Genomic DNA, 25,439 nt, shown 5'->3' with positions numbered 1-25,439 from the left:
CACTAACCGACTGCATTCTGTGATTAATCGGCAAACGTTTGCGTGATGGCCGCCACCAGCCATAAAGGCGGCGTAAATGCGTGTCAGGAACGCATCAAGGCGCCGTCAGCCGCAGGTCGGGGCGGGGTCCCGGAGCCGCAGAGTGAACGCGTCCGGTCACCGAACCCGGTGACCCGTCTTGAGAGGTGCCTGTGGCCGACTTGCTCTACGCCGTCCTGCTGATCGGCGTGTTCGTGGTGCTCGCGCTGGCGCTGCGCGGACTGGAGAAGCTGTGAGCGGCGCCGGAACCGTGGCCAACGTCGTCGGCGGACTGCTGGCGCTGGGCCTGCTCGTCTACCTCTTCGTCGCGCTTATCAAGCCGGAGAAATTCTGATGTCCGACACGACGGCCGGGCTCATCCAGCTCGGCCTCCTCCTCGCCGCCCTCGCCGCGGTCTACAAGCCGCTCGGCGACTACCTGGCGCGCGTCTTCTCCACCGAGAAGCACACGAAGCTCGAGAAGGGCCTGTACAAGCTCTTCCGCGTCGACCCGGACTCCGAACAGCGGTGGCCGACCTACGCCGCGGGCGTGCTCGGCTTCTCGTTCGTCTCGGTCGTTCTGCTCTACCTGCTGCAGCGCCTGCAGCCGTTGCTGCCGTGGAACCTCGGCCGCGGCGCGGTGAGCCCGGCCGTCGCCTTCAACACGGCGGTCTCCTTCGTCACCAACACGAACTGGCAGTCCTACGTCCCCGAGACGACGATGGGCCACTTCGTGCAGATGGCCGGGCTGACCGTGCAGAACTTCCTGTCCGCCGGCGTCGGCCTGGCCGTGGCGATCGCGGTGACGCGCGGGTTCATCCGCGCGAAGACCGACCGGCTCGGCAACTTCTGGGTGGACCTCACGCGCGGCACGGTCCGCGTCCTGCTGCCGATGGCGTTCGTGTTCGCGCTCGTGCTGGTCGCGCTCGGCGTCGTGCAGAGCCTCAAGGCCGGCGTCGCCGTGACGAACCCGGACGGCAGCCACAGCACGATCGCCCTCGCCCCGGCGGCGAGCCAGGAGGCCATCAAGGAGCTGGGCACGAACGGCGGCGGCATCCTCAACGCCAACTCCGCGCACCCGTTCGAAAACCCCAACGCCTGGACCAACCTGATCGAGCTGTTCCTGATCCTGGTGATCCCGGTCAGCCTGACCCGCGCGTTCGGCAAGCTGGTCGGCAAGCCGAAGCAGGGGTACGTCCTGCTCGGCGTGATGGGCCTGCTGTGGGCGGCTTCGCTGGCCATCATCTGGTTCTCCGAAGCCAACGCGAACAACCCGGCGGCGCTGGCCGCGGGCGCGAGCATGGAGGGCAAGGAGCAGCGGTTCGGCATCGGCCTGACGTCGATCTTCGCCGACACCACCACCGGCACGTCGACCGGCGCGATCAACGGCGCCCACGACAGCCTGTCCGGCCTCGGCGGCGGGGGACCGCTGCTGAACATGCTCTACGGCGAGATCTCGCCCGGCGGCGTCGGCACCGGCCTCTACGGCATCCTCGTCATGGCGATCATCGCGATGTTCCTGGCCGGCCTGATGGTCGGGCGGACGCCGGAGTACCTGGGCAAGAAGCTCGGCAAGCGCGAGGTCACCGCGGCGGCGATCGCCATGCTCGCCATGCCGACCGTGGTGCTGCTCGGCGCCGGGATCGCGCTCCTGCTGCCGGACACGGCGGGCGCGCTCGGCAACGGCGGCGCGCACGGCCTGTCCGAGATCCTCTACGGCTACGCGTCCACCGGCAACAACAACGGCAGCGCGTTCGGCGGCCTGACCGCGACGAACGACTGGTTCCAGTCGTCGTTCGGCGTCGCCATGGCGATCGGCCGGTTCGTGCCGATCCTCGCCGTGCTCTGCCTGGCCGGTTCGCTGGCCGCGCAACGCAAGGTGCCGGAAACCGCCGGCACCCTGCCCACCACCGGACCGCTGTTCGCCACCATGCTCACCGGCACGGTGGTGCTCGTCGCGGCCCTCACGTTCATCCCGGCGCTCGCGCTCGGGCCCATCGCGGAGGCACTCGCATGACCGTCACCCAAGAACGACCGCAGGTGACTCCCGCCACTGAGACCACTGGCCGGGTCGGCGCCGGGGTGTTCAGCCCCCGCCAGCTCTGGACGTCGCTGCCCGACGCGTTCCGGAAGCTCAACCCGAAGCATCAGCTCGGCAACCCGGTGATGTTCGTGGTGTGGGTGGGTTCCGCGCTCACCACGGTCTTCGCGGTCACCGACCCGAGCGTGTTCACGATCCTGATCGCCGTCTGGCTGTGGTTCACGGTCCTGTTCGCGAACCTCGCCGAAGCCGTCGCCGAAGGGCGGGGCAAGGCGCAGGCGGAATCCCTGCGGCGGTCGAAGAAGGAGACCGTCGCCCGGCGGCTCACCGAAACCGGCTCCGAAGAGCAGGTGCCCGGGGTCGAGCTGAAGATCGGCGACCTGGTCGTCGTCGAAGCGGGCCAGGTGATCCCGGGCGACGGCGACGTCGTCGAGGGCATCGCGACCGTCGACGAGTCGGCCATCACCGGCGAGTCCGCGCCGGTCATCCGCGAGTCCGGCGGCGACCGGTCGGCCGTCACCGGCGGCACGACCGTGCTGAGCGACCGGATCGTCGTGAAGATCACGACCAAACCCGGTGAGTCCTTTGTGGATCGCATGATCGCGTTGGTGGAAGGCGCTTCGCGGCAGAAGACGCCGAACGAGATCGCGCTGACCATCCTGCTCTCGACGTTGACGATCATCTTCCTGCTCGCCGTCGTCGCGCTGCAGCCGATGGCCCGCTACTCGGGCAGCGAGCAGTCGGTGATCGTGCTGACCGCGCTGCTCGTCTGCCTGATCCCGACGACGATCGGCGCGCTGCTGAGCGCCATCGGCATCGCGGGCATGGACCGCCTGGTGCAGCGCAACGTCCTCGCGACCAGCGGCCGCGCGGTGGAGGCCGCCGGCGACGTCTCGACGCTGCTGCTCGACAAGACCGGCACGATCACCTTCGGCAACCGCCGGGCGACCGAGCTGATCCCGGTCGGAACGTCCACCCCGGACGAACTGGCCCGCGCCGCCCGGCTCGCCAGCCTCGCCGACGAGACCCCCGAGGGCCGCAGCGTCGTCGAGCTGACGGCGGACCACGCGGCGCAGGACGAGCACGGCGAGTTCGTCCCCTTCACCGCGCAGACGCGGATGAGCGGCCTCGACATCGGGACCCGCCGGATCCGCAAGGGGGCGGCGAGCGCCGTCCGCGAGTGGGTGCGGGACAACGGCGGCGAGTTCCCCGACGAAACCGAGCGGGTGGTCGACGAGATCAGCGCCCAGGGCGGCACTCCGCTGGTGGTCGCCGAGGACACCGTGGTGCGCGGCGTGATCCGGCTGTCCGACGTCGTCAAGCCGGGCATGAAAGAGCGTTTCGCGGAGCTGCGCGAGATGGGCATCAAGACGGTGATGATCACCGGCGACAACCCGCTCACCGCGAAGGCCATCGCCGCCGACGCCGGCGTCGACGACTTCCTCGCCGAGGCCAAGCCCGAAGACAAGATGGCACTCATCAAGAAGGAGCAGGAAGGCGGCCGGCTGGTCGCGATGACCGGCGACGGCACCAACGACGCCCCCGCGCTCGCGCAGGCCGACGTCGGCGTCGCGATGAACACCGGCACCTCGGCCGCCAAGGAAGCCGGGAACATGGTCGACCTCGACAGCGACCCGACGAAGCTGATCGAGATCGTCGAGATCGGCAAGCAGCTGCTGATCACGCGCGGCGCGCTGACCACGTTCAGCGTCGCCAACGACCTGGCGAAGTACTTCGCGATCCTGCCCGCGATGTTCACCGGTATCTACGCCCAGCTGGGCGGGCTGAACATCATGCACCTGGCCACGCCGAAGTCGGCGATCCTGTCGGCCGTCGTCTTCAACGCGCTGATCATCGTCGTGCTCATCCCGCTGGCCCTGCGCGGCGTGCGGTACCGGCCGTCGTCGGCCTCGGCCCTGCTGCGCCGCAACCTGCTCGTCTACGGCCTCGGCGGGATCGTCAGCCCCTTCCTCGGGATCTGGCTGATCGACCTGCTCGTGCGCCTCATCCCTGGAATCGGGTGACTGTCGTGAACACGCTCGTCAAGCAGACCTGGGCCGGGCTGCGCGTCCTCATCGTGCTGACCGTCCTGCTCGGGATCCTCTACCCCCTGGCCGTGTGGGCGATCGCCCGCATCCCCAGCTTGGAGTCGAACGCCGAAGGGTCGGTCGTCACGCAGAACGGCCAGGCCGTCGGGTCGTCGCTGATCGGTGTCGACCCGGTGCCCGCCGACCCGGCGCGCGACCCGTGGTTCCACACCCGGCCCTCGGCGCTCGCGAAGGACGCGCTCGGCCCCGGCGACCCCTCGACGTCCGGTGCGTCCAACAAGGGCCCGTACAACGAGGACCTCGTGAAGACCATCGAAGAGCGGCGGACCGCCATCGCCCAGCGCGAAGGCGTGTCACCCGGTCAGGTACCGCCGGACGCGGTGACGGCGTCTGGGTCCGGACTCGACCCGTCGATCAGCGTGGCCTACGCCGACCTTCAGATCGCCCGCGTGGCCCGGGTGACCGGGTTGCCGGTGGATCGGGTGAAGCAGCTGATCGAGCAGAACACGAGCGGGGCCGGGATCGGCGTTCCGGGCGTGAATGTGCTCCCGCTCAACTTGGCCGTGCAAGCCGCGGCCGGAGGGGCACACTGACAGCGTGACCACCGCGAACACGCCATCGAAGCCGCGCCGGGGAGAACTGAGGATCTACCTCGGCGCGGCTCCGGGCGTCGGCAAGACCTTCGCCATGCTCGGCGAAGCGCGCCGGCGGCTCGACCGCGGCACCGACGTCGTCGTCGGGCTGGTGGAGACGCACGGCCGCGAGAAGACGGCGGTGCTGCTGGACGGCCTCGAGATCGTCCCGCGGCGGCACGCGGACCATCGCGGCCGCGAGTTCGACGAGATGGACGTCGACGCGATCCTGGCCCGGGCGCCCGAGGTCGCCGTCATCGACGAGCTCGCGCACACGAACGTGCCGGGTTCGCGCAACGCCAAGCGCTGGCAGGACGTCGAGGAGCTCCTGGAAGCCGGGATCGACGTGCTCTCGACGGTCAACGTGCAGCACCTGCAGAGCCTCAACGACGTCGTCGAGCGGATCACCGGCGTCACGCAGCAGGAGACCGTCCCGGACGAGGTCGTCCGCCGCGCCGAACAGCTCGAGCTGGTCGACATCACGCCGGAGGCGCTGCGGCGGCGGCTCGCGCACGGCAACGTCTACCCGGCCGAGCGGATCGACGCCGCCCTCGGCAACTACTTCCGCCCCGGCAACCTCACCGCGTTGCGCGAGCTGGCCCTGCTCTGGGTGGCCGACCAGGTCGACGTCGCCCTGCAGCGCTACCGCGCCGAACAGCGGATCACCGACACGTGGGAGGCCCGCGAACGCGTGGTCGTCTCCATCACCGGCGGCCCGGAGAGCGAGACGCTCATCCGCCGCGCCAGCCGGATCGCCACCCGGGCCGGGGCCGAGCTGCAGGTGCTGCACATCCTGCGCGGCGACGGCCTGTCCGGGATCGGCCCGACCGCGATGGCCCGCTGCCGCACCCTGGCCGAAGAGGTGGGGGCGACCTTCCACACCGTCGTCGGCGACGACGTCCCGGCCGCGCTGCTGGACTTCGCCCGAGGCGTCAACGCGACCCAGCTCGTCATCGGCACCTCGCGGCGCTCCCGAGTGGCGCGGCTGTTCGACGAGGGCATCGGCGCCTCGGTCGTCCAGCGGTCGGGCCCGATCGACGTCCACATGGTCACCCACGCCCAGGCCGGCGGCCGGCTGCGGGCCCGGCTCGGCGCCAGCCCGCTGGGGTTCTCGCGGCTGGTCGCGGGCTGGGTGCTCAGCGTCGTGCTGCCGGTGCTGGTCACCCTCATCGGCTTCTACATCCCGGCCGGCCTCGACTTCGCCACCGACGTCATCTCCTACGTGCTGGCCACGGTCGTCGTCGCGCTGGTCGGCGGCCTCGGCCCGGCGCTGGTCGCGGCCGTGCTCGGGGCCGGGCTGCTCAACTTCTTCTTCACGCCGCCGCTGTACACGCTCAACGTGCACACCCCGCAGAACCTGGTGACGCTGATCGCGATGGTCGTGGTCGCGGTGCTCGTCGCGCTGGTCGTCGACCAGGCGGCGCGCCGGGCCACGCAGGCGGCGCGGGCGCGGACCGAAGCGGCGCTGCTCGCCTCCTACGCCCGGACGGTGCTGACCCACACGGACCCGATCGAGCGGCTGCTGGAGAAGGTGCGGGAGAACTTCGCGCTGACTTCGGTCACGTTGCTGGAAAAGCAGGAAGGCGAGTGGCGGGCGGTGGCGTGCGCGGGGGAGCAGCCGTGCGCCGACCCGGACGAGGCCGACGTCGACATCGCCGTCACCGCCGACGTCCACCTGACCCTGCGCGGCCGGGCGCTGCCCGCGGCCGACCGGCGCGTCCTGGAAGCCGTGGCCGGGCAGGCGCTGCTCGCCCTGCGCCAGCAGCGGACGGCGGCCGCCGCGGCCCGCGCCGAGCGCAAGGCCGAAGCGACCGAGCTGCGCACGACGCTGCTCTCGGCCGTCGGCCACGACCTCCGGACGCCGCTGACGTCGATCAAGGCGTCGATCGGCAGCCTGCGCGCGCCCGACCTCGACCTGTCCGAAGAGGACACCGCGGAGCTGATGGAGGCCATCGAGCTGTCGGCCGACCGGCTGGCCGGCCTGATCGACAACCTCCTGGACTCCTCGCGGCTGGCCACCGGTGCCGTGAAGCCGCACCTGCGTCCCGTGGGCTACGACGAGGTCGTCGCGCACGCTTTGTCCACTGTGGACGCATCGGACGCGGTGCGGGTGGCCGTGGACGACCAGCTCCCGGCGGTGCTCGCCGACCCGGGGCTGCTGGAGCGGGTGGTGGCGAACGTCTTGGACAACGCCCTGCGGCACGGCGGGGGTCCGGTGTCCGCGCGGGCGTCGGCGCACTCCGGCCACGTCGAGCTGCGGATCGTCGACCACGGCAAAGGGCTGCGCAAGGGGGCCGCGGACTCGGCGTTCGCGCCGTTCCAGCGCCTGGGCGGCGACCGCGACACGACGCCGGGGGTCGGGCTCGGGCTGTCGGTGGCGAAGGGGTTCACCGAGGCGATGGGTGGCACGATCCGCGCCGAGGACACGCCGGGCGGCGGGCTGACGATCGTGGTCTCGCTGCCCGCGTTCAGCGTCGAGTTCGAAGAAGAGGGGGTGCGATGAGCGACGCGGGGGCCACCGTGCTGGTGGTGGACGACGAGCCGCAGATCGTGCGGGCGCTGCGGATCAACCTGAACGCGCGCGGCTACAAGGTGATCACCGCGCACGACGGCACGGCCGCGTTGAAGGCGGTGGCCGAGACCAAGCCGGACGTGGTGGTGCTGGACCTCGGCCTGCCGGACCTGGACGGCACGGAGGTGATCGCGGGCCTGCGCGGCTGGACGACCGTCCCGATCATCGTGCTGTCGGCGCGCGGCGACTCGGCGGACAAGGTCCAGGCCCTCGACGCGGGCGCGGACGACTACGTCACGAAGCCGTTCGGCATGGACGAGCTGCTGGCCCGGTTGCGGGCGGCGGTCCGCCGGTCGGCGGTGGCCGGCGCGGACGGCGTCGAGGCGGTCGTGGACACCTCGTCGTTCAGCGTGGACCTCGCGGCGAAGAAGGTCCGCCTCCGCGACGGCGAGGAGGTCCACCTGACGAAGACGGAGTGGGGCGTGCTGGAGCTGCTGGTCCGCAACCGCGGCCGGCTGGTGGCGCAGAAGCAGCTGCTGCACGAGGTGTGGGGGCCGTCGTACGAGACGGAGTCCCACTACCTGCGGGTGTACCTGGCCCAGCTGCGGCGCAAGCTGGAGCCGGAGCCGTCGCGGCCCCGGCACCTGCTCACCGAACCCGGGATGGGCTACCGCTTCGAGGTCTAGCGGGCGGGGTACTCCACCGGGCATGGACGGGTCGAAGACGTGGCTGCAGGGCGGTGAGCGCATCCCGCCGGTGATCGTGCTGACCCTGGCCGTGGGAGCGACGTTCGGCGCCCTCGGCTGGGTGTTCACCGCGTTCGACGGCGGCGTGAGCGGGGTGACGTGGCTGCGCGTGGCGGCGGCGGGCGCGGGTGCCCTGCTGACCGTCTACCTGTGGGCGCTGTTCGCCCACCGCCTCCGACGGCGGCGCTGACGGGGTGGCCGGGGGAAGCAAGCGGTGGTTTTTGGGCGGCGATAAGCTGCCGCCGAAGCTCGCGTTGCTGTTGACGCTGCTTTTCGCGCTCATCGCGGCCGGCTGGCTCCTGCTCGCGCTGGACGGCGGACTCGCCGCCTGGAAAGGGTGGGTGCTCGCCGGAGTCGCGGCGGTGTCCCTGATCCAGGCGGCGTACTACGCGTTGCTGTACCGCTCCCGGCGCCGCTAGAACCAGAAGGTCGGCTGCTCGATCCCGAACCGCAGCTTGGCGTACCGCTTCGACGCCGCCGCGGAGAAGTAGATGTGCTGGGACGCCGCGTGCAGGTCGCGGAAACACCGCTGGACCGGCTGGTCCGCGTGCAGCGCGCCCGCGCCCGCGAGGCCCGTCACCGTGTTCACCGCGCCCAGCGCCGCTCGCATCGCCTGCTGCGTCGACAGCAGGAACTGCCCTCGCTGAGCCGCATCCGGTACGTCGCCCGCGCACGCCGTCTCCCACAGCGCGCCGAGCGCGTCGAACACGAACGCGCGCGCCGACCGCAGCTCGCCCTCGGCCCGGGTCAGGGCGATCTGGACGTCGCCGTCCTCGGCGATCGGGCCGGGGCCCGGCGGGCGGAACTTGGCCGGGGCGAACCCGGTGAACTCGTCCAGCGCGCGCCGCGCGATGCCGAGCGGGACGCCCGCCAGCACCGTGCCGATGAACGTGAAGAACGGGAACCGCCACAGCGGCCCGTCGTGGCGCGCCGGGTTCGTGAACGGCGAGATCGTGTGCTCCTCGCGCACGACGGCGTCGATCTCGACGTCGTGGCTGCCGGTGCCGCGCAGGCCGCTGACGTCCCAGTTCTCGACCACCCGCACCTCGGCGGCCGGGACCGCGGCCAGCCGCCAGTCCCGCGGGTCGCCGCCGGCGAAGCCGCCGTTGAAGAACAGGTCGGTGTGCGGGCTGCCGCTGCAGAACCCCCACCGGCCGGCGAGCGTGAACTTCCCGGCGCCGTCGGGGGTGAGCCGGCCCATCGGCGCGAAGACGCCGCCGCCGATCGGGTCCGGCACTCCCGCGACGAGGTCCGCCGCGACGGCCGGGTCGAGCCAGGCGAGGAACGCCGAGCCGTTGCCGATGGCGATCGTCCAGCCCGCGGACCCGTCGGCGCGGGAGAGCTCCTCGACGACTTCGACGAGCTCGGCGGGCGGCAGCTCCCGACCGCCGAGGACGCGCGGGGTCGCCAGCCGGAAGAGCCCGGCTTCCCGCGCCTTCTCGACGAGGTCGCGCGGCAGCGTCCGCAGCTGTTCGGCTTCGACGGCCCGCGCGCTCAGCTCGGGCGCGAGCTGCCGCGCGGCGGTCACGGCGTCGGTGGTGGCTTGTCCCATCATGGTCAGCGCCCCCTCAGGGTGTCATGATAGATGGACATCTATTTGATAGAGGAGTCTCTACCTAAATGGCTGAGCCTGTCAAGCGCCGTTACGACACGTCGCGACGCCAGGAGCAGGCGCGCGAGAACCGCCGCCGGATCCTGGCGGCGGCGTCGGGGCTCTTCCGGGAGAAGGGGTACGCGGGCACCGCGATGCCCGAAGTGGCGAAGGCTGCGGGGGTCGCGGTCCAGACGGTCTACAAGGCCTTCGCGAACAAGGCGACGCTGCTCAAGGCGGTCTTCGACGTGACCGTCGCGGGCGACGACGAGGACATCCCGATCGCCGGCCGCGACTTCATCGCGGCGATCCAGGCCGAACCGGCCGCCGCCCGGAAGATCGGGATGTACTTCGAGCACCTCGCGACGACCGCGCCGGTGGTGTTCCCGGTCCAGCTGCTGGCCCGGGACGCCGCCGCGGCCGACCCGGCGGCCGCCGAGGTGTGGGCGCAGATGCGCGCGGAGATGCTCACGGCGATGACGTACTTCTCGGCCGACCTGCTGGCGACCGGTCAGGTCAAGCCGGACCTGGCCGCCGACGACGTGCGCGACGTCCTGTGGGCCTACCACGGGCCGGAGCAGTACGAGCTGCTGTGCCTGGAGCGCGGGTGGCCGCCGGAGCGCTACGGGCAGTTCGTGCGCGACGCGGTCGTGGCCGCGATCCTGGTCTAGACATGCCGAAGGCCACCGCCGGAACGGTGGCCTTCGGGGCTGGTTCTCACTGCGCGTGCGCGGTGCTCCCGCTGCCGGTCGGGGAGCCCGTCGTGCTCGGCGACGGCGCACCGCCGGTGCTCGCGCCACCACTCGGCGGCGTCGTCGTCGTCGGGTCGGGCGTCGTCGTAGGAGCCGGTGTCGTGGTCGGCGTCGGCGTCGGCGTCTTCGTCGGCGGCTTCGGCGAGGAATTGCTGACCGGCGGCGGGTTGCCCGTGTCGTCGCGCGGCGGCGGCGGGGGCGGGGGCGGGTCGGCGTGGGTGACGACCGTGGTCGTGGTCTTGCCGTCCGGGCTGATCGAAACCACCGTGGTCGGCGCGCTCGACGCCGTGGTCGCCGACGCGCTCGTGGGCACGCCGCCGACGGTCGACGGACCGCTGGACGACGACGGGGTGCTCGGCACCGTCTGCAGGCCGGCCTGCGAGGTGCCCTGGCCGCCGGTGCCGCCGGTGCTGCCCGCGGTGGTGGCGGGGTCCGGGCCGGCGAGCTCGGCGACCGCGGCGAACGCGGTCGCGACCACCAATCCGGCCACCCCGAGCACGACGTACCCGGTGCGGTTCGGTTTGCTGCTCTTCGGCGGGGCGGTGTCGATCCTGGTCACGGGCGAGCTCGAGGCGGACCCGTCGGGGCGGGGCATTGCAGGCTCCTCGGGGGTTCGGGAGAGCGCGGTGGAGGCCGTGAATCGATCACTGCGTTCCCGGGCGGGGGAACCCGGGAGGACGACCTCGGCGGCGAGGTTATCACCGTCGGTGCCGCATTCGCCCAGGTAGTGGGCCTGCGCGATCACTGTGCGCAGTCGGAGTGTCCGGAAAGGATGAAAGCGTGAGTGAGGAACAAACGAACACCCGGTTGACGGCGTGGGTGCGCGGTCGCGTCCAGGGTGTCGGTTTCCGCTGGTGGACCCGTAGCCGTGCACTCGAGCTGGGGTTGGTGGGCAGTGCCCGCAACATGCCCGACGGGCGTGTCGAGGTCATAGCGGAGGGTGATCGAGACCACTGTGAGCGGTTGCTCGCCGCTCTGCGGTCCGGAGAATCACCCGGAAGTGTGGAGACGGTCGTCGAGCGCTGGTCCGACCCGAAAGGGGGACTCAGCGGCTTCCTCGAACGCTGACGCGGGCCTTGGTACTTCCGGGGCCGGTGTGGTTCGTGAGGTTGCTGAGACCTCGGAAGATGTGCTAGGGCACGCCGATGAGGGGGCGCGTCCGGCGGCTCGCGGGGACCCCCGGGTAGCCTGGGACGATTGAACCGCCAGTACCGGCAGCCAGAGGGGTCAGCACCCAGTGCACCTGAAAAGCTTGACGCTCAAGGGCTTCAAGTCCTTCGCCTCGGCCACCACGCTGCGCTTCGAGCCGGGCATCACCTGCGTGGTCGGCCCGAACGGCTCCGGCAAGTCCAACGTGCTGGACGCGCTGCGCTGGGTCATGGGCACCCAGGGCGCCAAGGACCTGCGCGGCGGCAAGATGGAGGACGTCATCTTCGCCGGCACCGCGGGCCGCGCCCCGCTCGGCCGCGCCGAGGTCACCCTCACCATCGACAACGCCGACGGCGCGCTCCCGATCGAGTACGCCGAGGTGTCGATCACCCGCCGGATGTTCCGCGACGGCGCGAGCGAGTACGAGATCAACGGCGACCGCTGCCGCCTGATGGACGTCCAGGAACTCCTTTCGGACTCCGGTATCGGCCGCGAGATGCACGTCATCGTCGGGCAGGGCCAGCTCTCGGCGATCCTCGAGTCCAAGCCCGAAGAGCGCCGCGCCTTCATCGAAGAGGCCGCCGGCGTCCTCAAGCACCGCAAGCGCAAGGAACAGACCCTGCGCAAGCTGGCCAACATGCAGGGCAACCTCGACCGCCTCGGCGACCTCACCACCGAGCTGCGCCGCCAGCTCAAGCCGCTGGGCAAGCAGGCCGAGATCGCCCGCAAGGCCCAGTCGGTGCAGTCCGAGCTGCGCGACTCCCGCCTGCGCCTGCTCGCCGACGACCTGGTCACCCAGCGGACCACCATCGAGCGCGACGAAGCCGACGAGCGCACCGCCCGCCAGCGCCGCGCCGAGGTCGAGCAGCACCTCGAGATCGTCTCCGCCGAGGAAGCCGAGCTGGAGGCCTCGCTCGCCGAGGACGCTCCGCTGCTGCAGACCGCGCAGGAGACCTGGTACAAGCTGTCCGCGCTGGCCGAGCGCCTGCGCGGCACCGTCCGCCTCGCGATCGAGCGGCAGCGGCACCTTTCCGCCGACGTCTCGACGTCGACCGGCGGCCGCGACCCCGAAGAGCTCCTCGAAGAGGCCGAGCGCGTCGCCGAGCAGGAAGAAGAGCTCAACGAGGCCGTCATGGAGGCCCGGGAGCTGCTCGCCCAGACCGTGCTGCGCCGCGAAGACCTCGAACAGCGCGTCCAGGCCGCCGAGCGCGCGCACTGGGCCGCCGTCCGCGCCATCGCCGACCGCCGCGAGGGCATGGCCAAGCTGACCGGCCAGGTCGAAGCGCTGCGCAGCAAGAACGGCGCCACCTCCGACGAGATCGACCGCCTCAGCGTCTCCCTCGAAGAGGCCGCCGAGCGCGCCGAGATCGCCGTCGAAGAGCTCGAAATGGCCAAGGCCGAGGGCGGCGTCGAGGAGTCCGACGACGCCGGCCTGATGGACCGCCACGACCGCGCGGTCGAGGCCAACAACGCGGCGAAGGCGCGCGTCGAAGAGCTGGTCAAGGCCGAACGCACCGCCGAGCGCGAGATCGCGTCGGAGAAGGCGCGCGTCGAGGCGCTGTCGATGGGGCTGCGGCGCAAGGACGGCGCAGGCGCGCTGCTCGGCGCGTCCCACGAGCTGCCGGGCCTGCTCGGCTCGGTCGCCGCGCTGCTCACCGTCGAGCCCGGGTACGAGGTCGCGTTGGCCGCGGCGCTCGGCCCGGTGGCCGACGCGGTCGCCGTCACCGGCGGCGAAGACGCCCTGCGTGCCCTGAAGTACTTGAAGGACACCGATTCCGGCCGGGCGGGCATCCTGCTCGGCGGTCCCGAGTCCACTGTGGACACGTACTCGTGGCCGGCGCTGCCGGAAGGCGCGCGCTGGGCGCGTGAGGTCGTCTCGGCGCCGGCGCAGCTGCGGCCCGCCGTCGAGCAGGCCCTCGACAAGCTGGCCCTGGTCCGCGACCTCGACGCGGCCCGCCACCTCGTCGCGGTGCACCCCGAGGTCCGGGCGGTCACCGCCGAAGGCGACGTCTTCGGCGCCCGCTGGGCGATCGGCGGCTCCGGCAAGCGCGAGAGCGTCATCGAGGTCCAGGCGGCCGTCGACGAGGCGGGGGAGCGGCTCCGCACGGCCGAACGCTCGCTGGAGCGCTACGCGGCCGAGCTGGAAGGCGCCCGCGCCGAGCAGCAAGCGCGTCGCGAAGAGGTTTCGCAGGCCAAGGACGCCCTCGGCGAGGCCAAGGTCCGCAAGGCCCGGTCCTCGGAACGGCTCAGCCGGCTGCAGCAGGCGGCCCGCCAGGCGCAGGCCGAGGTCGAACGCTTCGCCGGTCAGCGCGCGAAGGTCGAGCAGAGCCGTGAGCAGGCCCTCGCCCAGCTCGCCGAGCTGGAGGAACGCCTCGCCGCCGTCGCCGAGCAGCCCGTCGAGGACGACCCGGACACCGCCGAGCGCGACGCCGCCGTCGAAGAGCTGGCCGTCGTCCGGCAGGAAGAGATGGAAGCGCGGCTCGCGCAGCGCACTGCCGAGGAGCGGGCGCGCAGCATCGCCGGCAAGGCCGAAGGCCTCCGCCGCGCGGCGCACGCCGAGCAGCAGGCCCGGGAACGCGCCGAGCGCGCCGCCACGGCCCGCAAGCGCGGCGCCGAGATCGCCAACGCCGTCGTCAACGGCGGCGAGATCGCCCTCGAACGCATCGAGCACTCCGTCCAGCGCGCGGCTACCGAACGCGACCAGGTCCAGGCCCGCCGCCAGAGCCGCGAGCAGGCGCTGACCGGAGTCCGCGCCAAGGTCCGCGAGCTCACCGGCGAGCTGGAGAAGCTGACCGACGCCGTCCACCGCGACGAGGTCCTGCGCGCCGAGCAGCGGCTGCGCCTGGAGACCCTGGAAGCGAAGATCGCCGAGGACTTCGGCATCGGGCTCACCGACCTGGTCCAGGAGTACGGCCCGGACGTCCCGGTCCCGCCGAGCGCGGGCGAGATGGCCGAGTACGAGGCCGCCAAGGAGCGCGGCGAGGACGTCACCCCGCCGCCGCCCATGCCCTACGACCGCGACACTCAGGCCCGCCGCGCCAAGCGCGCCGAGAAGGACCTTTCCCTGCTGGGCAAGGTGAACCCGCTCGCCCTGGAGGAGTTCGCGGCGCTGGAGGAGCGGTACAAGTTCCTCTCCACGCAGCTGGAAGACCTCAAGGACACGCGCAAGGACCTCGAAGCGGTCATCAAGCAGGTCGACGAGAAGATCCTCGAGGTCTTCGCCGGGGCGTACGCGGACGTGGCCCGCGAGTTCGAGACGGTGTTCGGCGTGCTCTTCCCGGGCGGCGAGGGCCGGATGGTCCTCACCGAGCCGGACGACCTGCTGGCCACCGGCGTCGACGTCGAAGCGCGCCCGCCGGGCAAGAAGGTCAAGCGGCTTTCGCTGCTCTCCGGTGGCGAGAAGTCGCTGGTCGCGGTGGGCATGCTGGTCGCGATCTTCCGCGCCCGGCCGTCACCCTTCTACGTCATGGACGAGGTCGAGGCGGCGCTCGACGACACCAACATGCGCCGGCTGATCGGGCTGCTGGAGCAGCTGCGCGACTCGTCGCAGCTGATCATCATCACCCACCAGAAGCCGACGATGGAGATCGCCGACGCGCTCTACGGCGTGAGCATGCAGGGCGACGGCATCACGAAGGTGATCTCGCAGCGCCTGCGCACGGCCGAGGAGGAGCCGGTCCCGGTCAGCTGACCCGGCTCAGCGCATGTCGTCTTCGTGCGGCGCGCGCTCGTCCGGTTTCGCCCGGGGGTCGAACGTGCCGAGGTCGTTGCCGACCCAGCGCCCGTCGTCGATCCGCGCCCGCCGGCCGCGCGGGGTGATGAAGCCGCGCTCCACGCCCCGCTCGCGGTCCGACCGGTCCAGGACCAGCGCGATGACGAGCACCGCGGCGAGAACAACGCCGATCCCGATGAAGAACCCCATGTGAAACCCCCTCCGCGCCCAGGTTACGGGAGCGGGAGGGGGTCTCACAGCCACTTATTCAGCGACCCAGAAGGCGTAGTCCGCCGAGTAGCGCACCGCGGTCTGCGCGCCGTCCGTGCACGTTCCCGCCGGGGCCACGCCGCCGCGGGTGTTCAGCCGCTGGACGTAGGTGACCTTGCCGAAGATCCCGTCGCCGGTGTTGAGGTTGGCCTTGAGCAGCAGCTGCGGGATCGCGTTCGGCTGCGGGGAGTTCGCCACCGCCGCCGCGCCGACCGTGCTGCCGTCCACAACGGACGTCCACACCGGACCCTTGCTGTGCAGGGCCACCGGCCTGCCGTGCCGGGTGAGCACCGCGGCGGGCTGGATCAGCGTCCACGCGCCCCCGGTGCACCCGTAGATCTGTACCCCTTCGGCGGGGTATGAAGCCAGCGCCACGTTGCCCGCCGGGACCTTGATCGCGTCCGGCACCTTCGGGGCCGCCGGGGTGGCCGAAGCCGTCGCCGCGCCGCCGAGCAGCAGGCCACCGACCGCGAGCGCCACCGTCATCCGCTTCATGAAGTCCACCTTCGAAGTCCTCCCGCCGCTTCTCGGCGGGCTCCCGCAAATCGACACGGGCGCCCGCCGGAAACGGTTCAGAAGGATCAGGCGGCGGGGACTTCTTCCGCTTCGCCGGCGGCTTCGGCTTCGGCCGCCTTCGGGTCCGGCGTCCGGTGCCGCAGTGAGAGCAACCCGCCCACGACCAGCGTGATCACCACACCCAGCAGCGTGTACCAGGGGTAGGCCAGGGCCACGCGATCCCCGGCCGCCTTGCTGAAGTCGATGCCGATCAGCCCGCCGGTCTTCGCGCTGAACTTCACCCCGAGGATGACGAACGCCATCACCACGACCGTGGCGACGAACGCGATGATCGCGTCCACCTGCCGCGCCTTCTTGACGAGCAGGCCGAGCAGGAACGACCCGAGCAGCGCGCCGTAGGTGTAGCCGGTGATCGCCAGGCCCAGCTCGATGACCGAGTTCTTCGTGGTGGAGAACAGCGACGCGAAGATCGCGAACACCACGGCCCAGATGAGTGTCCACATGCGACCGTGCTTGAGCAGCTTCGAATCCTCCGGCGAGCGCTTGGTGAAGCGCTGGTAGAGGTCGGCCACGGTGGACGTCGAAAGTGCGTTGAGCGCCGAGGCCAGCGCCCCCATGGTCGAGGCGAGCACGCCCGCGATGAGCAGGCCCGACACGCCGACCGGCAGGTCGTCGATGATGAACCGCGAGAACACGTCGTCCGGGCTCTGCAGGCCGAGCTGCGCGACCGACTTGCGGCCGTTGAACACCCACAGCATCGCCCCCACCAGCAGGAACAGCGCGAACTGGATGGTGACGATGATGCCGCTGCCGATGAGCGCCTTCTGGCCGTCGCGCAGGCTGCGCGTGGCCATCAGCCGCTGCGCGATCAGCTGGTCGGCGCCGTGCGAGGCCATCGACAGCGCCGCGCCGCCGAGGACCGCCGTGACGAACGCGTACGGGCTGGTCAGCAGGTTCTTCGAGAAGTCGACGAGCATGAACTTGCCGTCGTCGGACGCCTGGGTCATCCAGTCGCCGGGCAGCTTGTTCAGCAGCACGATCGCGGCCACCGCCGCGCCGCCCAGGTAGAGCGACAGCTGGATGACGTCGACCCAGACGACCGCCTTGATCCCGCCGATGTAGGCGTAGATCAGCGTCAGCGCGGTCAGGATCACCACGATCACCCAGTAGTCGAGGTGGATGTTGTAGTGCCCGAGGATCACCTTGATCGGGATCGCGCCGGCGAACAGGCGCACGCCCTCGGCGAGCAGCCGCGTGATCACGAACGTCACCGACGCCGTGCCCTGCAGGCCCGAGCCGAAGCGCTTGCCCAGGAACGCGTACGCGCTGACGAGGTTGCCCCGGAAGTACCGCGGCAGCAGCACGAACGCGGCGATCGTCCGGCCGATGATGTAGCCGAAGGCGAGCTGCAGGAACAGGAACGCGTTGCCGAAGACGAGGCCCGGCGTGCTGATCACGGTCAGCGTCGAGGTCTCCGTGGCCACCACGGACAGCATCACCGCGCCCCACGGCAGGCTGCGTTCGCCGACGAAGTAGTCGGCCGCCGACCGTTGCTTCCGGCCGACGAGCACGCCTATCAGCGGCATCGCCGCCAGGTAGACCACGATGATCGCGAGGTCAACTCCGCGCATGGACTTCTCCTACCGTCTATCCGGCCTTCTCCGCGACTCGCAACCGCGTCACGGTGCCCCCCAGCGGGGCGGGAAGGTTCAGGGGCCCGGCGCCCGGGACGAGCGCGCCGAGCAGGCGCGGTCCGCGGGCACCGGTCGCGGACGGCACCGTACCGGGCACACCGCACCAGGTGAGCCAGCCCAGCAGCGCCGTGAGGTACGCCTCTTTGCCGGCGCCGGGCAGGCCGAGGTCGTCGCTGGTCTTGATCACCGCGGACGGCAGCCGCCGCGCCAGCGCCGTCATCAGCGCCGGGTTCGCGATCCCGCCGCCGGAGGCGACGACCGTCGTGACGCCGTGGCGCAGGCACTGGTCGGCGACGGTCACCGCGGTGAACTCCGTCAGCGTCGCCAGCAGGTCGCCGGGATCCACCGGCCGCAGCCCGGCGAGGGCGGCGTCGAGGTAGGGCGCGTTGAAGTGCTCCTTGCCGGTGGACTTCGGCGGCGCGGCGGCGAAGTACGGGTCGGCGAGCAGCCGGACGAGCAGGTCGTTGCGCACCGAGCCGCTGAACGCGAGCCGCCCGTCGACGTCGCTGCGCTGCCCGGTGACGCGGTGGGCGGCGACGTCGAGCAGGGCGTTGGCGGGCCCGGTGTCGTAGGCGATCGCCGGCTCGGCCCCGGCGACGACGGTGATGTTCGCGATCCCGCCGAGGTTGAGCGCGGCGACCGGGTGGCCGCTGTCCTCGGCCAGGCCGCGCAGCCAGAGCTGGTCGAGCGTGCTCGCCAGCGGAGCGCCGTGGCCGCCCGCGGCGACGTCCCGGGCCCGCAGGTCGGCGACCACCGGCAGCCCGGTGCGTTCGGCGATCCAGGCGGGCTGGCCCAGCTGCAGCGTGCCGCGGACGTGTCCCTCCTCGACCCAGTGGAACACCGTCTGGCCCAGGGAGGCGACGAGGTCCGCGCCGCCGGCCAGCTCTTCGGCCCCGCGCGCGGCCGCGTCGGCGAACGCCTGGCCGACGCCGGTGTCGAGCCGCGTCAGCTCGCCGGCGGTGCAGGGGTTCGGCGGCAACGCGGCGAGCAGGCCTTCGCGCAGCGGTTCGGGATAAGGGACGTCGAGCTCGCCGAGCGGGGTCAGGACCACCGTGTCGTCCTCGGCGTGCAGGTCCGCGGCGGCCACGTCGATGCCGTCGAGCGAGGTGCCCGAAAGCAGCCCGATCACCCGGAAGCTGTGACTTGCGCGATTCCCCATCGGGAGGGGTTTAGTGCAGGGTCCCTGGTGACGCAACCCACGTGGTGAAGTCTTGCCCCAATCGGGATCTACGTCGTTATGAATTGCCTGTGCGGACGGGGTGTCCGCGACGCCGCGGTGCGGATGAAAGGATGGGCGGGTGTCGAGCACCTGGTTCCTGTTCGTAGTCGTCGCCGTCGTCGTGCTGGTCGCCATCCTGGTGACCGGCCTGCTGGTCGCGCGCAAGCGCCGGATCAGCCTGGACGCGAAGCGCGAGGTCGAGGAGAAGCCGAAGGGCGGCTCCTACGCGGCCAGCGGGGGCATCGCGCTCGCCCCCGGCGGCGAGGCCCCCGAACACCCCGTCGAAGACCGGCCGGAAACCGACGGCCAGCCCGCGGTGGGCGACGACGCGGCGGTGCCGCGCGACTCGGCGCAGCGCACGGTCCGCGACGTCAAGCTGCCCGAAGCGCCTTCGGAGGCCGCTCCCGCTGCTCCCGCCGCTCCGGTCGTCGAGGAGATCGAGCCCGCGACCGGCCGCATGGAGCGGCTGCGCGGCCGGCTGTCGAAGTCGCGTTCGGTGTTCGGGACGAGCCTGCTGGGCCTGCTCGGCGCGGGTGACCTCGACGAGGACTCCTGGCAGGACGTCGAAGACACGCTGCTGATGGCCGACCTCGGCGCGGCCACGACGACCCAGATCGTCGAGCGCCTGCGCGACGAGCTGTCCCGCCGCGCGATCCGGTCGTCGGCCGAGGCGCGCGAGGTGCTGCACGAGGTCCTGACGGCGCAGCTGTCCACCGACGCCGAGCGCGCGGTCCGGGCGCTGCCGCACATCGTCGACGGCAAGAAGCAGCCGGCGGTGGTTCTGGTGGCGGGCGTGAACGGCACGGGCAAGACGACGACCACGGGCAAGCTGGCCCGCGTCCTGGTGGCCCAGGACAAGACGGTGGTCCTGGGCGCGGCGGACACGTTCCGCGCGGCGGCGGCCGACCAGCTCCAGACGTGGGCCGAGCGCGTGGGCGCGGAGGTCGTCCGCGGCAAGGAGGGCGCGGACCCGGCGGCGGTGGCGTTCGAGGCGGTCAAGCGCGGCGTCGACACGGGCGTGGACGCGGTCCTGGTCGACACGGCGGGCAGGCTGCACACGAAGACGGGCCTGATGGACGAGCTGGGCAAGGTCAAGCGAGTCGTGGAGAAGCAGGCGAAGGTCGACGAGGTGCTGCTGGTCCTCGACGCGACGACGGGCCAGAACGGGCTGATGCAGGCGCGGGTGTTCGCCGAGGTCATCGACGTGACGGGCATCGTGCTGACCAAGCTGGACGGCACTGCCAAGGGCGGGATCGTGTTCCAGGTGCAGCGCGAGCTGGGGGTGCCGGTGAAGCTGGTCGGGCTGGGCGAAGGCCCGGACGACCTGGCGCCGTTCGAGCCGGGCGCGTTCGTGGACGCCCTGCTGGGCTGACCGACCGTCGGGTCACCTCACCGAGCCGCTACCGGCTCAGAGCCGGAAAAGCGGCGTCCCGTCCGGCTTCCGCAGCCCCAGCTGCAGGATCACCGGCGCCGACGGGCGGGTGGCCGGGATCAGGCACGGGGACGTCCCGCGGGGCTTCACCGTCAGCCGGGACCAGCCGATGCCCTGCAGGGTGCGGCGGGCCGGGTCGACCACCATCGCCGCCCCGACGTAGTGGCCGCCCGGTACGGCGATGCGGGCCGTGTGCCCGAGGACGAGCGAGAACGCCGTGCCGGTGCGGCTGCCCTCCTCCTGCAGCGTCAAGACCACCGGCGTGCGGACCTTCACCGCCGAGTGGTGCCGGACGGTGATCTCGACCGTTCCCGCGGCCGTCTTGGGCGGGTGCGGCCACTTGGGCGGCGGCGGCGACCCGTCGAGGGCGCGGTCGACGAGCCGGTCGACGAGGTTCGAAGCGGCGAGCCAGCTGAGGTGCGGGTCCATCGGGGGTCCCTCCGGCGGAAATCCAGGTGACGGGCGGCGCGCGCCGGCGCAGAATCCGGGTATGCCCGGTTGACGCACGTCCGCTCGTGCTCCTCCTCGTGTCAGACGCCCGGAAGCCGTCGTCCGCTACACGAGAGGAACCATCATGACTGTCATCCCCGGCGATCGGGTAGTGCTGCGCCCGATCGCCGCCGCGGACCGCGCCCGTTTGCGCGAAATCCTCGCCACGCCCGAAGTCGCCCGCTGGTGGGGCGACCCGGATCACGAAACCGAAGGCCTGTACGAGGTCGAAGACGGCTACTCCGTCTACGCGATCGAGCTCGACGGGGTCGTCGTCGGGTTGATCCAGAGCTGCGAGGAACTGGACCCGCAGTACCGCCACGCGGGCATCGACATCTCGGTGCACCCGGACTTCCACGGTCGCGGCATCGGCACGGACGCGCTGCGCGCCCTGGCTCGCCACCTGCTCGAAAGCGGCCACCACCGCCTGACGATCGACCCGGCGGCGGCCAACGAGACGGCGATCCGGGTGTACACGAAGGTGGGATTCCGCCCGGTCGGCCTGATGCGCGACTACGAGCGCGCCCCGGACGGCACCTGGCACGACGGCCTGCTGATGGACCTGCTGGCCGGCGAGCTGAAGTAAGGGGTCAGTCCTTGTCGACGACCTGCTGGAGCAAGCGGCTGATCCGGTCCATGCTGACGTTGATCTTGGTGAAGCCGCTGTCGACCTTGGCTTCGAGCCTGTTGAGCCTGTCGTGGTCCTCGACCTGCGTCTCGCGCACCGCGTTCAGCACCTTGGTGTGACCGTTCAAGGTCTGCTTGAACTCGGAGACGTCGCGGTCCGCCGTGCCGGCGAGCACTCGGGCGGCCGCGGCGTCTTGCCGGGTGGACCGCACCTGCTCTTCCAAAATGGTCACGCGGGCTTCGAGGTCTTCGAGGCTGGCCATGCCGGTTACTTTACCGGCGGGCTCAGAGTCTCCGACATCAGGGTCACTTTCAGTCATAGGATATCACTCAAAGTCACACTGATAGTGCCGTCTGGGAAAGGCTCGCCCCCAGGGCGTCGGCCACCCGCTGCACCGCCGGGGCGATGTGCGCCACCGCCTCGGCGGTCAGCCGGCCCGACGGGCCCGACACCGAAACCGCCGCCGGCACCGGCGCTCCCGGCACCGCCACCGCGACGCACCGGACCCCCAGCTCCTGCTCCGCCTCGTCCAGCGCGTACCCCTGCGAAGCGATCCGCGAAAGCTCGACCGCCAGCGCGTCCGGGTCCGTGAACGTGTGCTCGGTGTACGCGGGCATGCCCGTCCGCGAAAGCAACGCCCGCACCTCCGAAGCGGGCAGGTGGGCCAGCATCGCCTTGCCCACCCCGGTCCCGTGCGGCAGCAGCCGCCGTCCTACCTCGGTGAACATCCGCATCGAGTGCTTCGAGGGCACCTGGGACACGTACACGACTTCGTCGCGCTCCAGGACCGCCAGGTTCGCCGTCTCGCCGACCTCCTCGACCAGCTCCGCCAGCAACGGCCGCGCCCACGCGCCGAACTGCATGCTCGCGTTCTCGCCGAGGCGGATCAGGCGCGCGCCCAGCGCGTAGCGGCGGTTGGTGTTCTGCCGGACGTACCCGAGGTCGACCAGGGTGCGGATGAGCCGGTGGATCGTCGGCATCGGCAGCCCGGACAACGTCGCCAGCTCGGACAGGCTGGCTTCGCCGCCGGTGTCCGCGAGGTGTTCCAGCAGCTCGAAGGCGCGCTGCAGGGACTGGACGCCGCCGTCGCGACCGTTCTTCTCCGCCGGCACGGTGGCCCTCCTTACGTCGGCGTTGAGGTTCCGCTATGCAGAAACTATAGTCCGGCTGGTAGAAAACCGTAGGGCCGTTATCCAAGATTCCGAACCTTCGAGGTGTTTCCCCATGTCTTCTGAAGTCCAGGTGCTGGGCGAGCCGGTCGAGCGCGGCGACGAGATCCTCACCACGGAGGCGCTCGACTTCCTCGCCGGACTGCACGACGCCTTCGCCGCCCGCCGCGACGAGCTGCTCCAGGCGCGGAGCAAGCGCCGCGAGGAGGCCCGGACCACCGGCCGGCTCGACTTCCTGCCGGAGACCAAGGAGATCCGCGACGGCGACTGGCAGGTCGCCGGCGCCCCGCCGGCGCTGCGGGACCGCCGCGTCGAGATCACCGGGCCGACCAGCCGCAAGATGACCATCAACGCGCTCAACTCCGGCGCGAAGGTCTGGCTCGCCGACCTCGAGGACGCCAACACGCCGCACTGGGCGAACGTCGTGTCCGGCCAGGTCAACCTGTACGACGCCGTCCGCGAGACGATCACCCTCGAGAGCGGCGGCAAGAGCTACGCGCTGAAGGACGACGTCGAGCACGCCACGATCGTGGTCCGCCCGCGCGGCTGGCACCTGCCCGAGCGCGGCCTGTCCTTCGGCGGGCGCGAGGCCGTCGGCGCGCTCGTCGACTTCGGCCTGTACTTCTTCCACAACGCGGCCGAGCTGCTCAAGCGCGGCAAGGGCCCGTACTTCTACCTGCCGAAGATGGAGAGCCACCTCGAGGCACGGCTCTGGAACGACGTCTTCACCCACGCCGAGAAGACCCTCGGCATCGAGCACGGCACCATCCGCGCGACCGTGCTGATCGAGACCATCCCGGCCGCGTTCGAGATGGAGGAGATCCTCTACGAGCTGCGCGAGCACGCGTCGGGTCTCAACGCCGGCCGCTGGGACTACCTGTTCAGCGTGATCAAGTACTTCCGCGACGCGGGCGAGAAGTTCGTGCTGCCGGACCGCAACTCGGTCACCATGACCGCGCCGTTCATGCGCGCCTACACCGAGCTGCTCGTGCGCACCTGCCACAAGCGCGGCGCGTTCGCGATCGGCGGCATGGCCGCGTTCATCCCGAGCAAGGACCCCGAGGTCAACAAGGGTGCCTTCGAGAAGGTCCACGCGGACAAGTCCCGCGAGGCCGGCGACGGCTTCGACGGCTCCTGGGTCGCGCACCCGGGCATGGTCGAGCTCTGCAAGGAGGAGTTCGACAAGGTCCTCGGCGACAAGCCGAACCAGCTCGAGCGCACCCGGGACGAGGTCAGCGTCACCGCCGACCAGCTGCTGGACGTCGCTTCGACGCCGGGCGGCGCGACGGCGGCCGGCCTGCGCGCCGCGGTCGACGTCGGTGTCCGCTACATCGCGTCCTGGCTCGGCGGCAACGGCGCGGCGGCGATCCACAACCTGATGGAAGACGCGGCGACGGCGGAGATCTCGCGGTCGCAGATCTGGCAGTGGGTCAAGAACGGGACCACTTTGGACACCGGCGACGTCGTGACGAAGGAGCTGGTGCGCGGGGTGCTGACGGACGTCCGCGGCGAGCTGGCCCGCGAGATCGCGGCCGACCTGCTGGTGCCGGCGATCGAGCTGTTCGAGCAGGTCGCGCTGGCCGACGAGTTCCCGGACTTCCTGACGCTCCCCGCGTACGAGCGGATCAAGTAGTGCGGCTGCCCGAGGACGTCTACGACGCCGCCGACGCGCGCTTGGCCGAGGCCGACGCGCGCGTCGCGGCGTCGTACCCGGGGGAGCGCCCGGGGCGGCAGCCGGTGCACACGGTCTACGTCCCGGCGTCGCGGTACAAGACGCGCCTGGTCGCCGACTGGGGCAAGCAGGCGATGCGCGTGTTCATCGAGCACGGCGACCTCCTCGGCGTCGACGCGGACGTATACGAACGCGTCCGCGCGAAGCTGCTGACCGAGCCGATCGAGGACTTGCGCATCGACTTCGAGGACGGCTACGGCCGCGTACCCGACGACGTCGAGGACGCGGCGGCGCTCGCGGCCGGCCAGACCCTGGCGACGACCGGCGGGACACCGTTCTCGGGCATCCGCTTCAAGAGCTTCGAAGCGGCGACGCGCCGGCGTGGCATCCGGACGCTGGACCTGTTCCTCACGGGGCTCCTCGAGAACGGGCCGCTGCCGCCCGGGTTCGTCGTGACGCTGCCGAAGGTGACGGCGATCGAGCAGGTCGCCGTCGCCGCGGAAGTGTTGGCGCGCTTGGAATCCGCGTACGGGCTCGCCGAGGGAACGCTGCGGTTCGAGGTCCAGATCGAGACGTCCCAGTCCATTGTGGACATCGACGGGACGCTGTCGGTGCCGCGGATCGTCCAGGCGGCGGCGGGGCGGTGTTCGGGGCTGCACTACGGGACGTACGACTACAGCGCCGGGCTCGGGATCGCGGCGGCGTACCAGAGCATGGAGCACCCGGCGGCGGACCTGGCGAAGGGCCTGATGCAGGTCTCGGCAGCGGGTACGGGCGTCCGGCTGTCGGACGGATCGACGAACCGCCTCCCGATCGGCGACGCGCTGCCTTCGGCGTGGGCGGAGCACCTGCGGTTGGTCCGCCGCTCCCTGGAGCGCGGGTTCTACCAGGGCTGGGACCTGCACCCGCACCAGCTGCCGACGCGTTTCGCGGCGACGTACCAGTTTTACCGCTCGGGCTCCGCGGCCGCGGTCGAGCGGCTGCAGGCGTACGCGGACAAGCAGGCCGGGGGAGTGCTGGACGAACCGGCGACCGCGCAGGCGTTGGCGGTGTACCTGCTGAGAGGCCTGGACTGCGGCGCGCTGGACGAGGGCGAGTTGTCCTTCGGACGGCCGGAGCTGGAGAAGTACGCGCAACGCCTGGCGTGAGG

At 71.4% G+C, this 25,439-nt stretch carries 24 protein-coding genes; 15 read left to right on the top strand and 9 right to left on the bottom strand.

All coding sequences use genetic code 11. The features are described from left to right. The first annotated feature begins 271 nt into the window (after positions 1-271). The 8 genes from kdpF to ACZ7OH_RS19760 are packed head-to-tail and all read left to right on the top strand — an operon-like array spanning position 272 to position 8,415. Complete coding sequence (kdpF, locus tag ACZ7OH_RS19795) at positions 272-373, top strand: K(+)-transporting ATPase subunit F (RefSeq protein WP_155545259.1); 102 nt, start codon at positions 272-274, stop codon at positions 371-373. Continuing rightward, positions 373-2,034, top strand: coding sequence for a potassium-transporting ATPase subunit KdpA (gene kdpA / locus ACZ7OH_RS19790; protein WP_470282086.1), 1,662 nt, complete (start codon positions 373-375; stop codon positions 2,032-2,034). The genes kdpF and kdpA overlap by 1 nt, the downstream gene beginning before the upstream one ends. Beyond that, positions 2,031-4,082 carry a potassium-transporting ATPase subunit KdpB gene (gene kdpB, locus ACZ7OH_RS19785; protein WP_470282085.1) on the top strand — a complete coding sequence of 684 codons (2,052 nt, stop codon included), beginning with the start codon at positions 2,031-2,033 and terminating at the stop codon, positions 4,080-4,082. Before kdpA ends, kdpB begins: the two co-directional genes overlap by 4 nt. A 5-nt stretch (positions 4,083-4,087) precedes the next feature. Then, the gene (locus tag ACZ7OH_RS19780; protein WP_470282084.1) at positions 4,088-4,699 is read left to right on the top strand and encodes a potassium-transporting ATPase subunit C; all 612 of its coding nucleotides are present in this window, start codon (positions 4,088-4,090) and stop codon (positions 4,697-4,699) included. 4 nt (positions 4,700-4,703) lie between these two features. Then, positions 4,704-7,241: a sensor histidine kinase gene (locus tag ACZ7OH_RS19775; RefSeq protein ID WP_470282083.1), complete on the top strand. Its 2,538-nt coding sequence runs from the start codon at positions 4,704-4,706 to the stop codon at positions 7,239-7,241. Beyond that, on the top strand, positions 7,238-7,936 hold the full coding sequence (locus ACZ7OH_RS19770) for a response regulator (protein WP_400903594.1): 699 nt from the start codon (positions 7,238-7,240) through the stop codon (positions 7,934-7,936). The genes ACZ7OH_RS19775 and ACZ7OH_RS19770 overlap by 4 nt, the downstream gene beginning before the upstream one ends. A gap of 22 nt (positions 7,937-7,958) precedes the next feature. Continuing rightward, on the top strand, positions 7,959-8,186 hold the full coding sequence (locus ACZ7OH_RS19765; protein ID WP_400903596.1) for a hypothetical protein: 228 nt from the start codon (positions 7,959-7,961) through the stop codon (positions 8,184-8,186). Positions 8,187-8,217: 31 nt separating this feature from the next. Further along, entirely contained in the window at positions 8,218-8,415 is a 198-nt protein-coding gene (locus ACZ7OH_RS19760; RefSeq protein ID WP_470282082.1) for a hypothetical protein, read from the top strand. On the opposite strand, the gene ACZ7OH_RS19755 is transcribed toward ACZ7OH_RS19760, so the two are convergent. Further along, positions 8,412-9,551, bottom strand: a complete 1,140-nt coding sequence (locus ACZ7OH_RS19755) for an acyl-CoA dehydrogenase family protein (RefSeq protein WP_470282081.1) — start codon at positions 9,549-9,551, stop codon at positions 8,412-8,414. The two genes, ACZ7OH_RS19760 and ACZ7OH_RS19755, sit on opposite strands and share 4 nt — an antisense overlap. 65 nt (positions 9,552-9,616) lie before the next feature. Here ACZ7OH_RS19755 and ACZ7OH_RS19750 point away from each other — a divergent pair, with 65 nt between their 5' ends. After that, positions 9,617-10,258, top strand: coding sequence for a TetR/AcrR family transcriptional regulator (locus tag ACZ7OH_RS19750; protein ID WP_470282080.1), 642 nt, complete (start codon positions 9,617-9,619; stop codon positions 10,256-10,258). 46 nt (positions 10,259-10,304) lie between these two features. Here ACZ7OH_RS19750 and ACZ7OH_RS19745 read toward each other — a convergent pair whose 3' ends face one another. Then, a complete protein-coding gene (locus ACZ7OH_RS19745; protein ID WP_470282079.1) occupies positions 10,305-10,898 on the bottom strand; it encodes a hypothetical protein in 594 nt (197 codons plus the stop codon). A gap of 221 nt (positions 10,899-11,119) precedes the next feature. On the opposite strand from ACZ7OH_RS19745, the gene ACZ7OH_RS19740 reads away from it, so the two are divergent. Continuing rightward, positions 11,120-11,407 (top strand): acylphosphatase, encoded by a 288-nt coding sequence (locus ACZ7OH_RS19740; protein WP_400903605.1) that lies wholly within the window; start codon positions 11,120-11,122, stop codon positions 11,405-11,407. Between the two features lie 169 nt (positions 11,408-11,576). Beyond that, positions 11,577-15,179, top strand: a complete 3,603-nt coding sequence (gene smc, locus ACZ7OH_RS19735; protein ID WP_470282078.1) for a chromosome segregation protein SMC — start codon at positions 11,577-11,579, stop codon at positions 15,177-15,179. A 6-nt stretch (positions 15,180-15,185) separates the two neighbouring features. Here smc and ACZ7OH_RS19730 read toward each other — a convergent pair whose 3' ends face one another. The 4 genes from ACZ7OH_RS19730 to ACZ7OH_RS19715 form a co-directional block, all read right to left on the bottom strand. Continuing rightward, the gene (locus tag ACZ7OH_RS19730; RefSeq protein WP_470282077.1) at positions 15,186-15,410 is read right to left on the bottom strand and encodes a hypothetical protein; all 225 of its coding nucleotides are present in this window, start codon (positions 15,408-15,410) and stop codon (positions 15,186-15,188) included. A gap of 54 nt (positions 15,411-15,464) precedes the next feature. Beyond that, a complete protein-coding gene (locus tag ACZ7OH_RS19725; RefSeq protein ID WP_470282076.1) occupies positions 15,465-15,965 on the bottom strand; it encodes a DUF3455 domain-containing protein in 501 nt (166 codons plus the stop codon). Positions 15,966-16,051: 86 nt separating this feature from the next. Continuing rightward, positions 16,052-17,617 (bottom strand): sodium:solute symporter, encoded by a 1,566-nt coding sequence (locus ACZ7OH_RS19720; protein WP_470282075.1) that lies wholly within the window; start codon positions 17,615-17,617, stop codon positions 16,052-16,054. Positions 17,618-17,633: 16 nt separating this feature from the next. Next, the gene (locus ACZ7OH_RS19715) at positions 17,634-18,839 is read right to left on the bottom strand and encodes an anhydro-N-acetylmuramic acid kinase (RefSeq protein WP_470282074.1); all 1,206 of its coding nucleotides are present in this window, start codon (positions 18,837-18,839) and stop codon (positions 17,634-17,636) included. Positions 18,840-18,978: 139 nt separating this feature from the next. Here ACZ7OH_RS19715 and ftsY point away from each other — a divergent pair, with 139 nt between their 5' ends. Then, positions 18,979-20,271, top strand: coding sequence for a signal recognition particle-docking protein FtsY (ftsY, locus tag ACZ7OH_RS19710; RefSeq protein WP_470282073.1), 1,293 nt, complete (start codon positions 18,979-18,981; stop codon positions 20,269-20,271). Between the two features lie 36 nt (positions 20,272-20,307). Here ftsY and ACZ7OH_RS19705 read toward each other — a convergent pair whose 3' ends face one another. Beyond that, positions 20,308-20,760: a hypothetical protein gene (locus ACZ7OH_RS19705; RefSeq protein WP_470282072.1), complete on the bottom strand. Its 453-nt coding sequence runs from the start codon at positions 20,758-20,760 to the stop codon at positions 20,308-20,310. A gap of 145 nt (positions 20,761-20,905) precedes the next feature. On the opposite strand from ACZ7OH_RS19705, the gene ACZ7OH_RS19700 reads away from it, so the two are divergent. Continuing rightward, complete coding sequence (locus tag ACZ7OH_RS19700) at positions 20,906-21,406, top strand: GNAT family N-acetyltransferase (protein ID WP_470282071.1); 501 nt, start codon at positions 20,906-20,908, stop codon at positions 21,404-21,406. 4 nt (positions 21,407-21,410) lie between these two features. On the opposite strand, the gene ACZ7OH_RS19695 is transcribed toward ACZ7OH_RS19700, so the two are convergent. Together ACZ7OH_RS19695 and ACZ7OH_RS19690 are read right to left on the bottom strand one after the other, a co-directional pair. After that, positions 21,411-21,710, bottom strand: coding sequence for a hypothetical protein (locus tag ACZ7OH_RS19695; protein ID WP_470282070.1), 300 nt, complete (start codon positions 21,708-21,710; stop codon positions 21,411-21,413). A gap of 73 nt (positions 21,711-21,783) precedes the next feature. Continuing rightward, entirely contained in the window at positions 21,784-22,560 is a 777-nt protein-coding gene (locus tag ACZ7OH_RS19690; protein ID WP_470282069.1) for an IclR family transcriptional regulator, read from the bottom strand. Positions 22,561-22,672: 112 nt separating this feature from the next. Here ACZ7OH_RS19690 and aceB point away from each other — a divergent pair, with 112 nt between their 5' ends. Together aceB and ACZ7OH_RS19680 are read left to right on the top strand one after the other, a co-directional pair. After that, complete coding sequence (gene aceB / locus ACZ7OH_RS19685) at positions 22,673-24,250, top strand: malate synthase A (RefSeq protein WP_400903629.1); 1,578 nt, start codon at positions 22,673-22,675, stop codon at positions 24,248-24,250. Next, positions 24,250-25,437: a DUF6986 family protein gene (locus tag ACZ7OH_RS19680; RefSeq protein ID WP_470282068.1), complete on the top strand. Its 1,188-nt coding sequence runs from the start codon at positions 24,250-24,252 to the stop codon at positions 25,435-25,437. The genes aceB and ACZ7OH_RS19680 overlap by 1 nt, the downstream gene beginning before the upstream one ends. Positions 25,438-25,439 lie beyond the last annotated feature (2 nt).

Source organism: Amycolatopsis sp. NPDC114478 (assembly GCF_055633805.1).
Note: the sequence above shows the minus strand (reverse complement) of the source record. Positions and strands in the feature narration are given on the sequence as shown.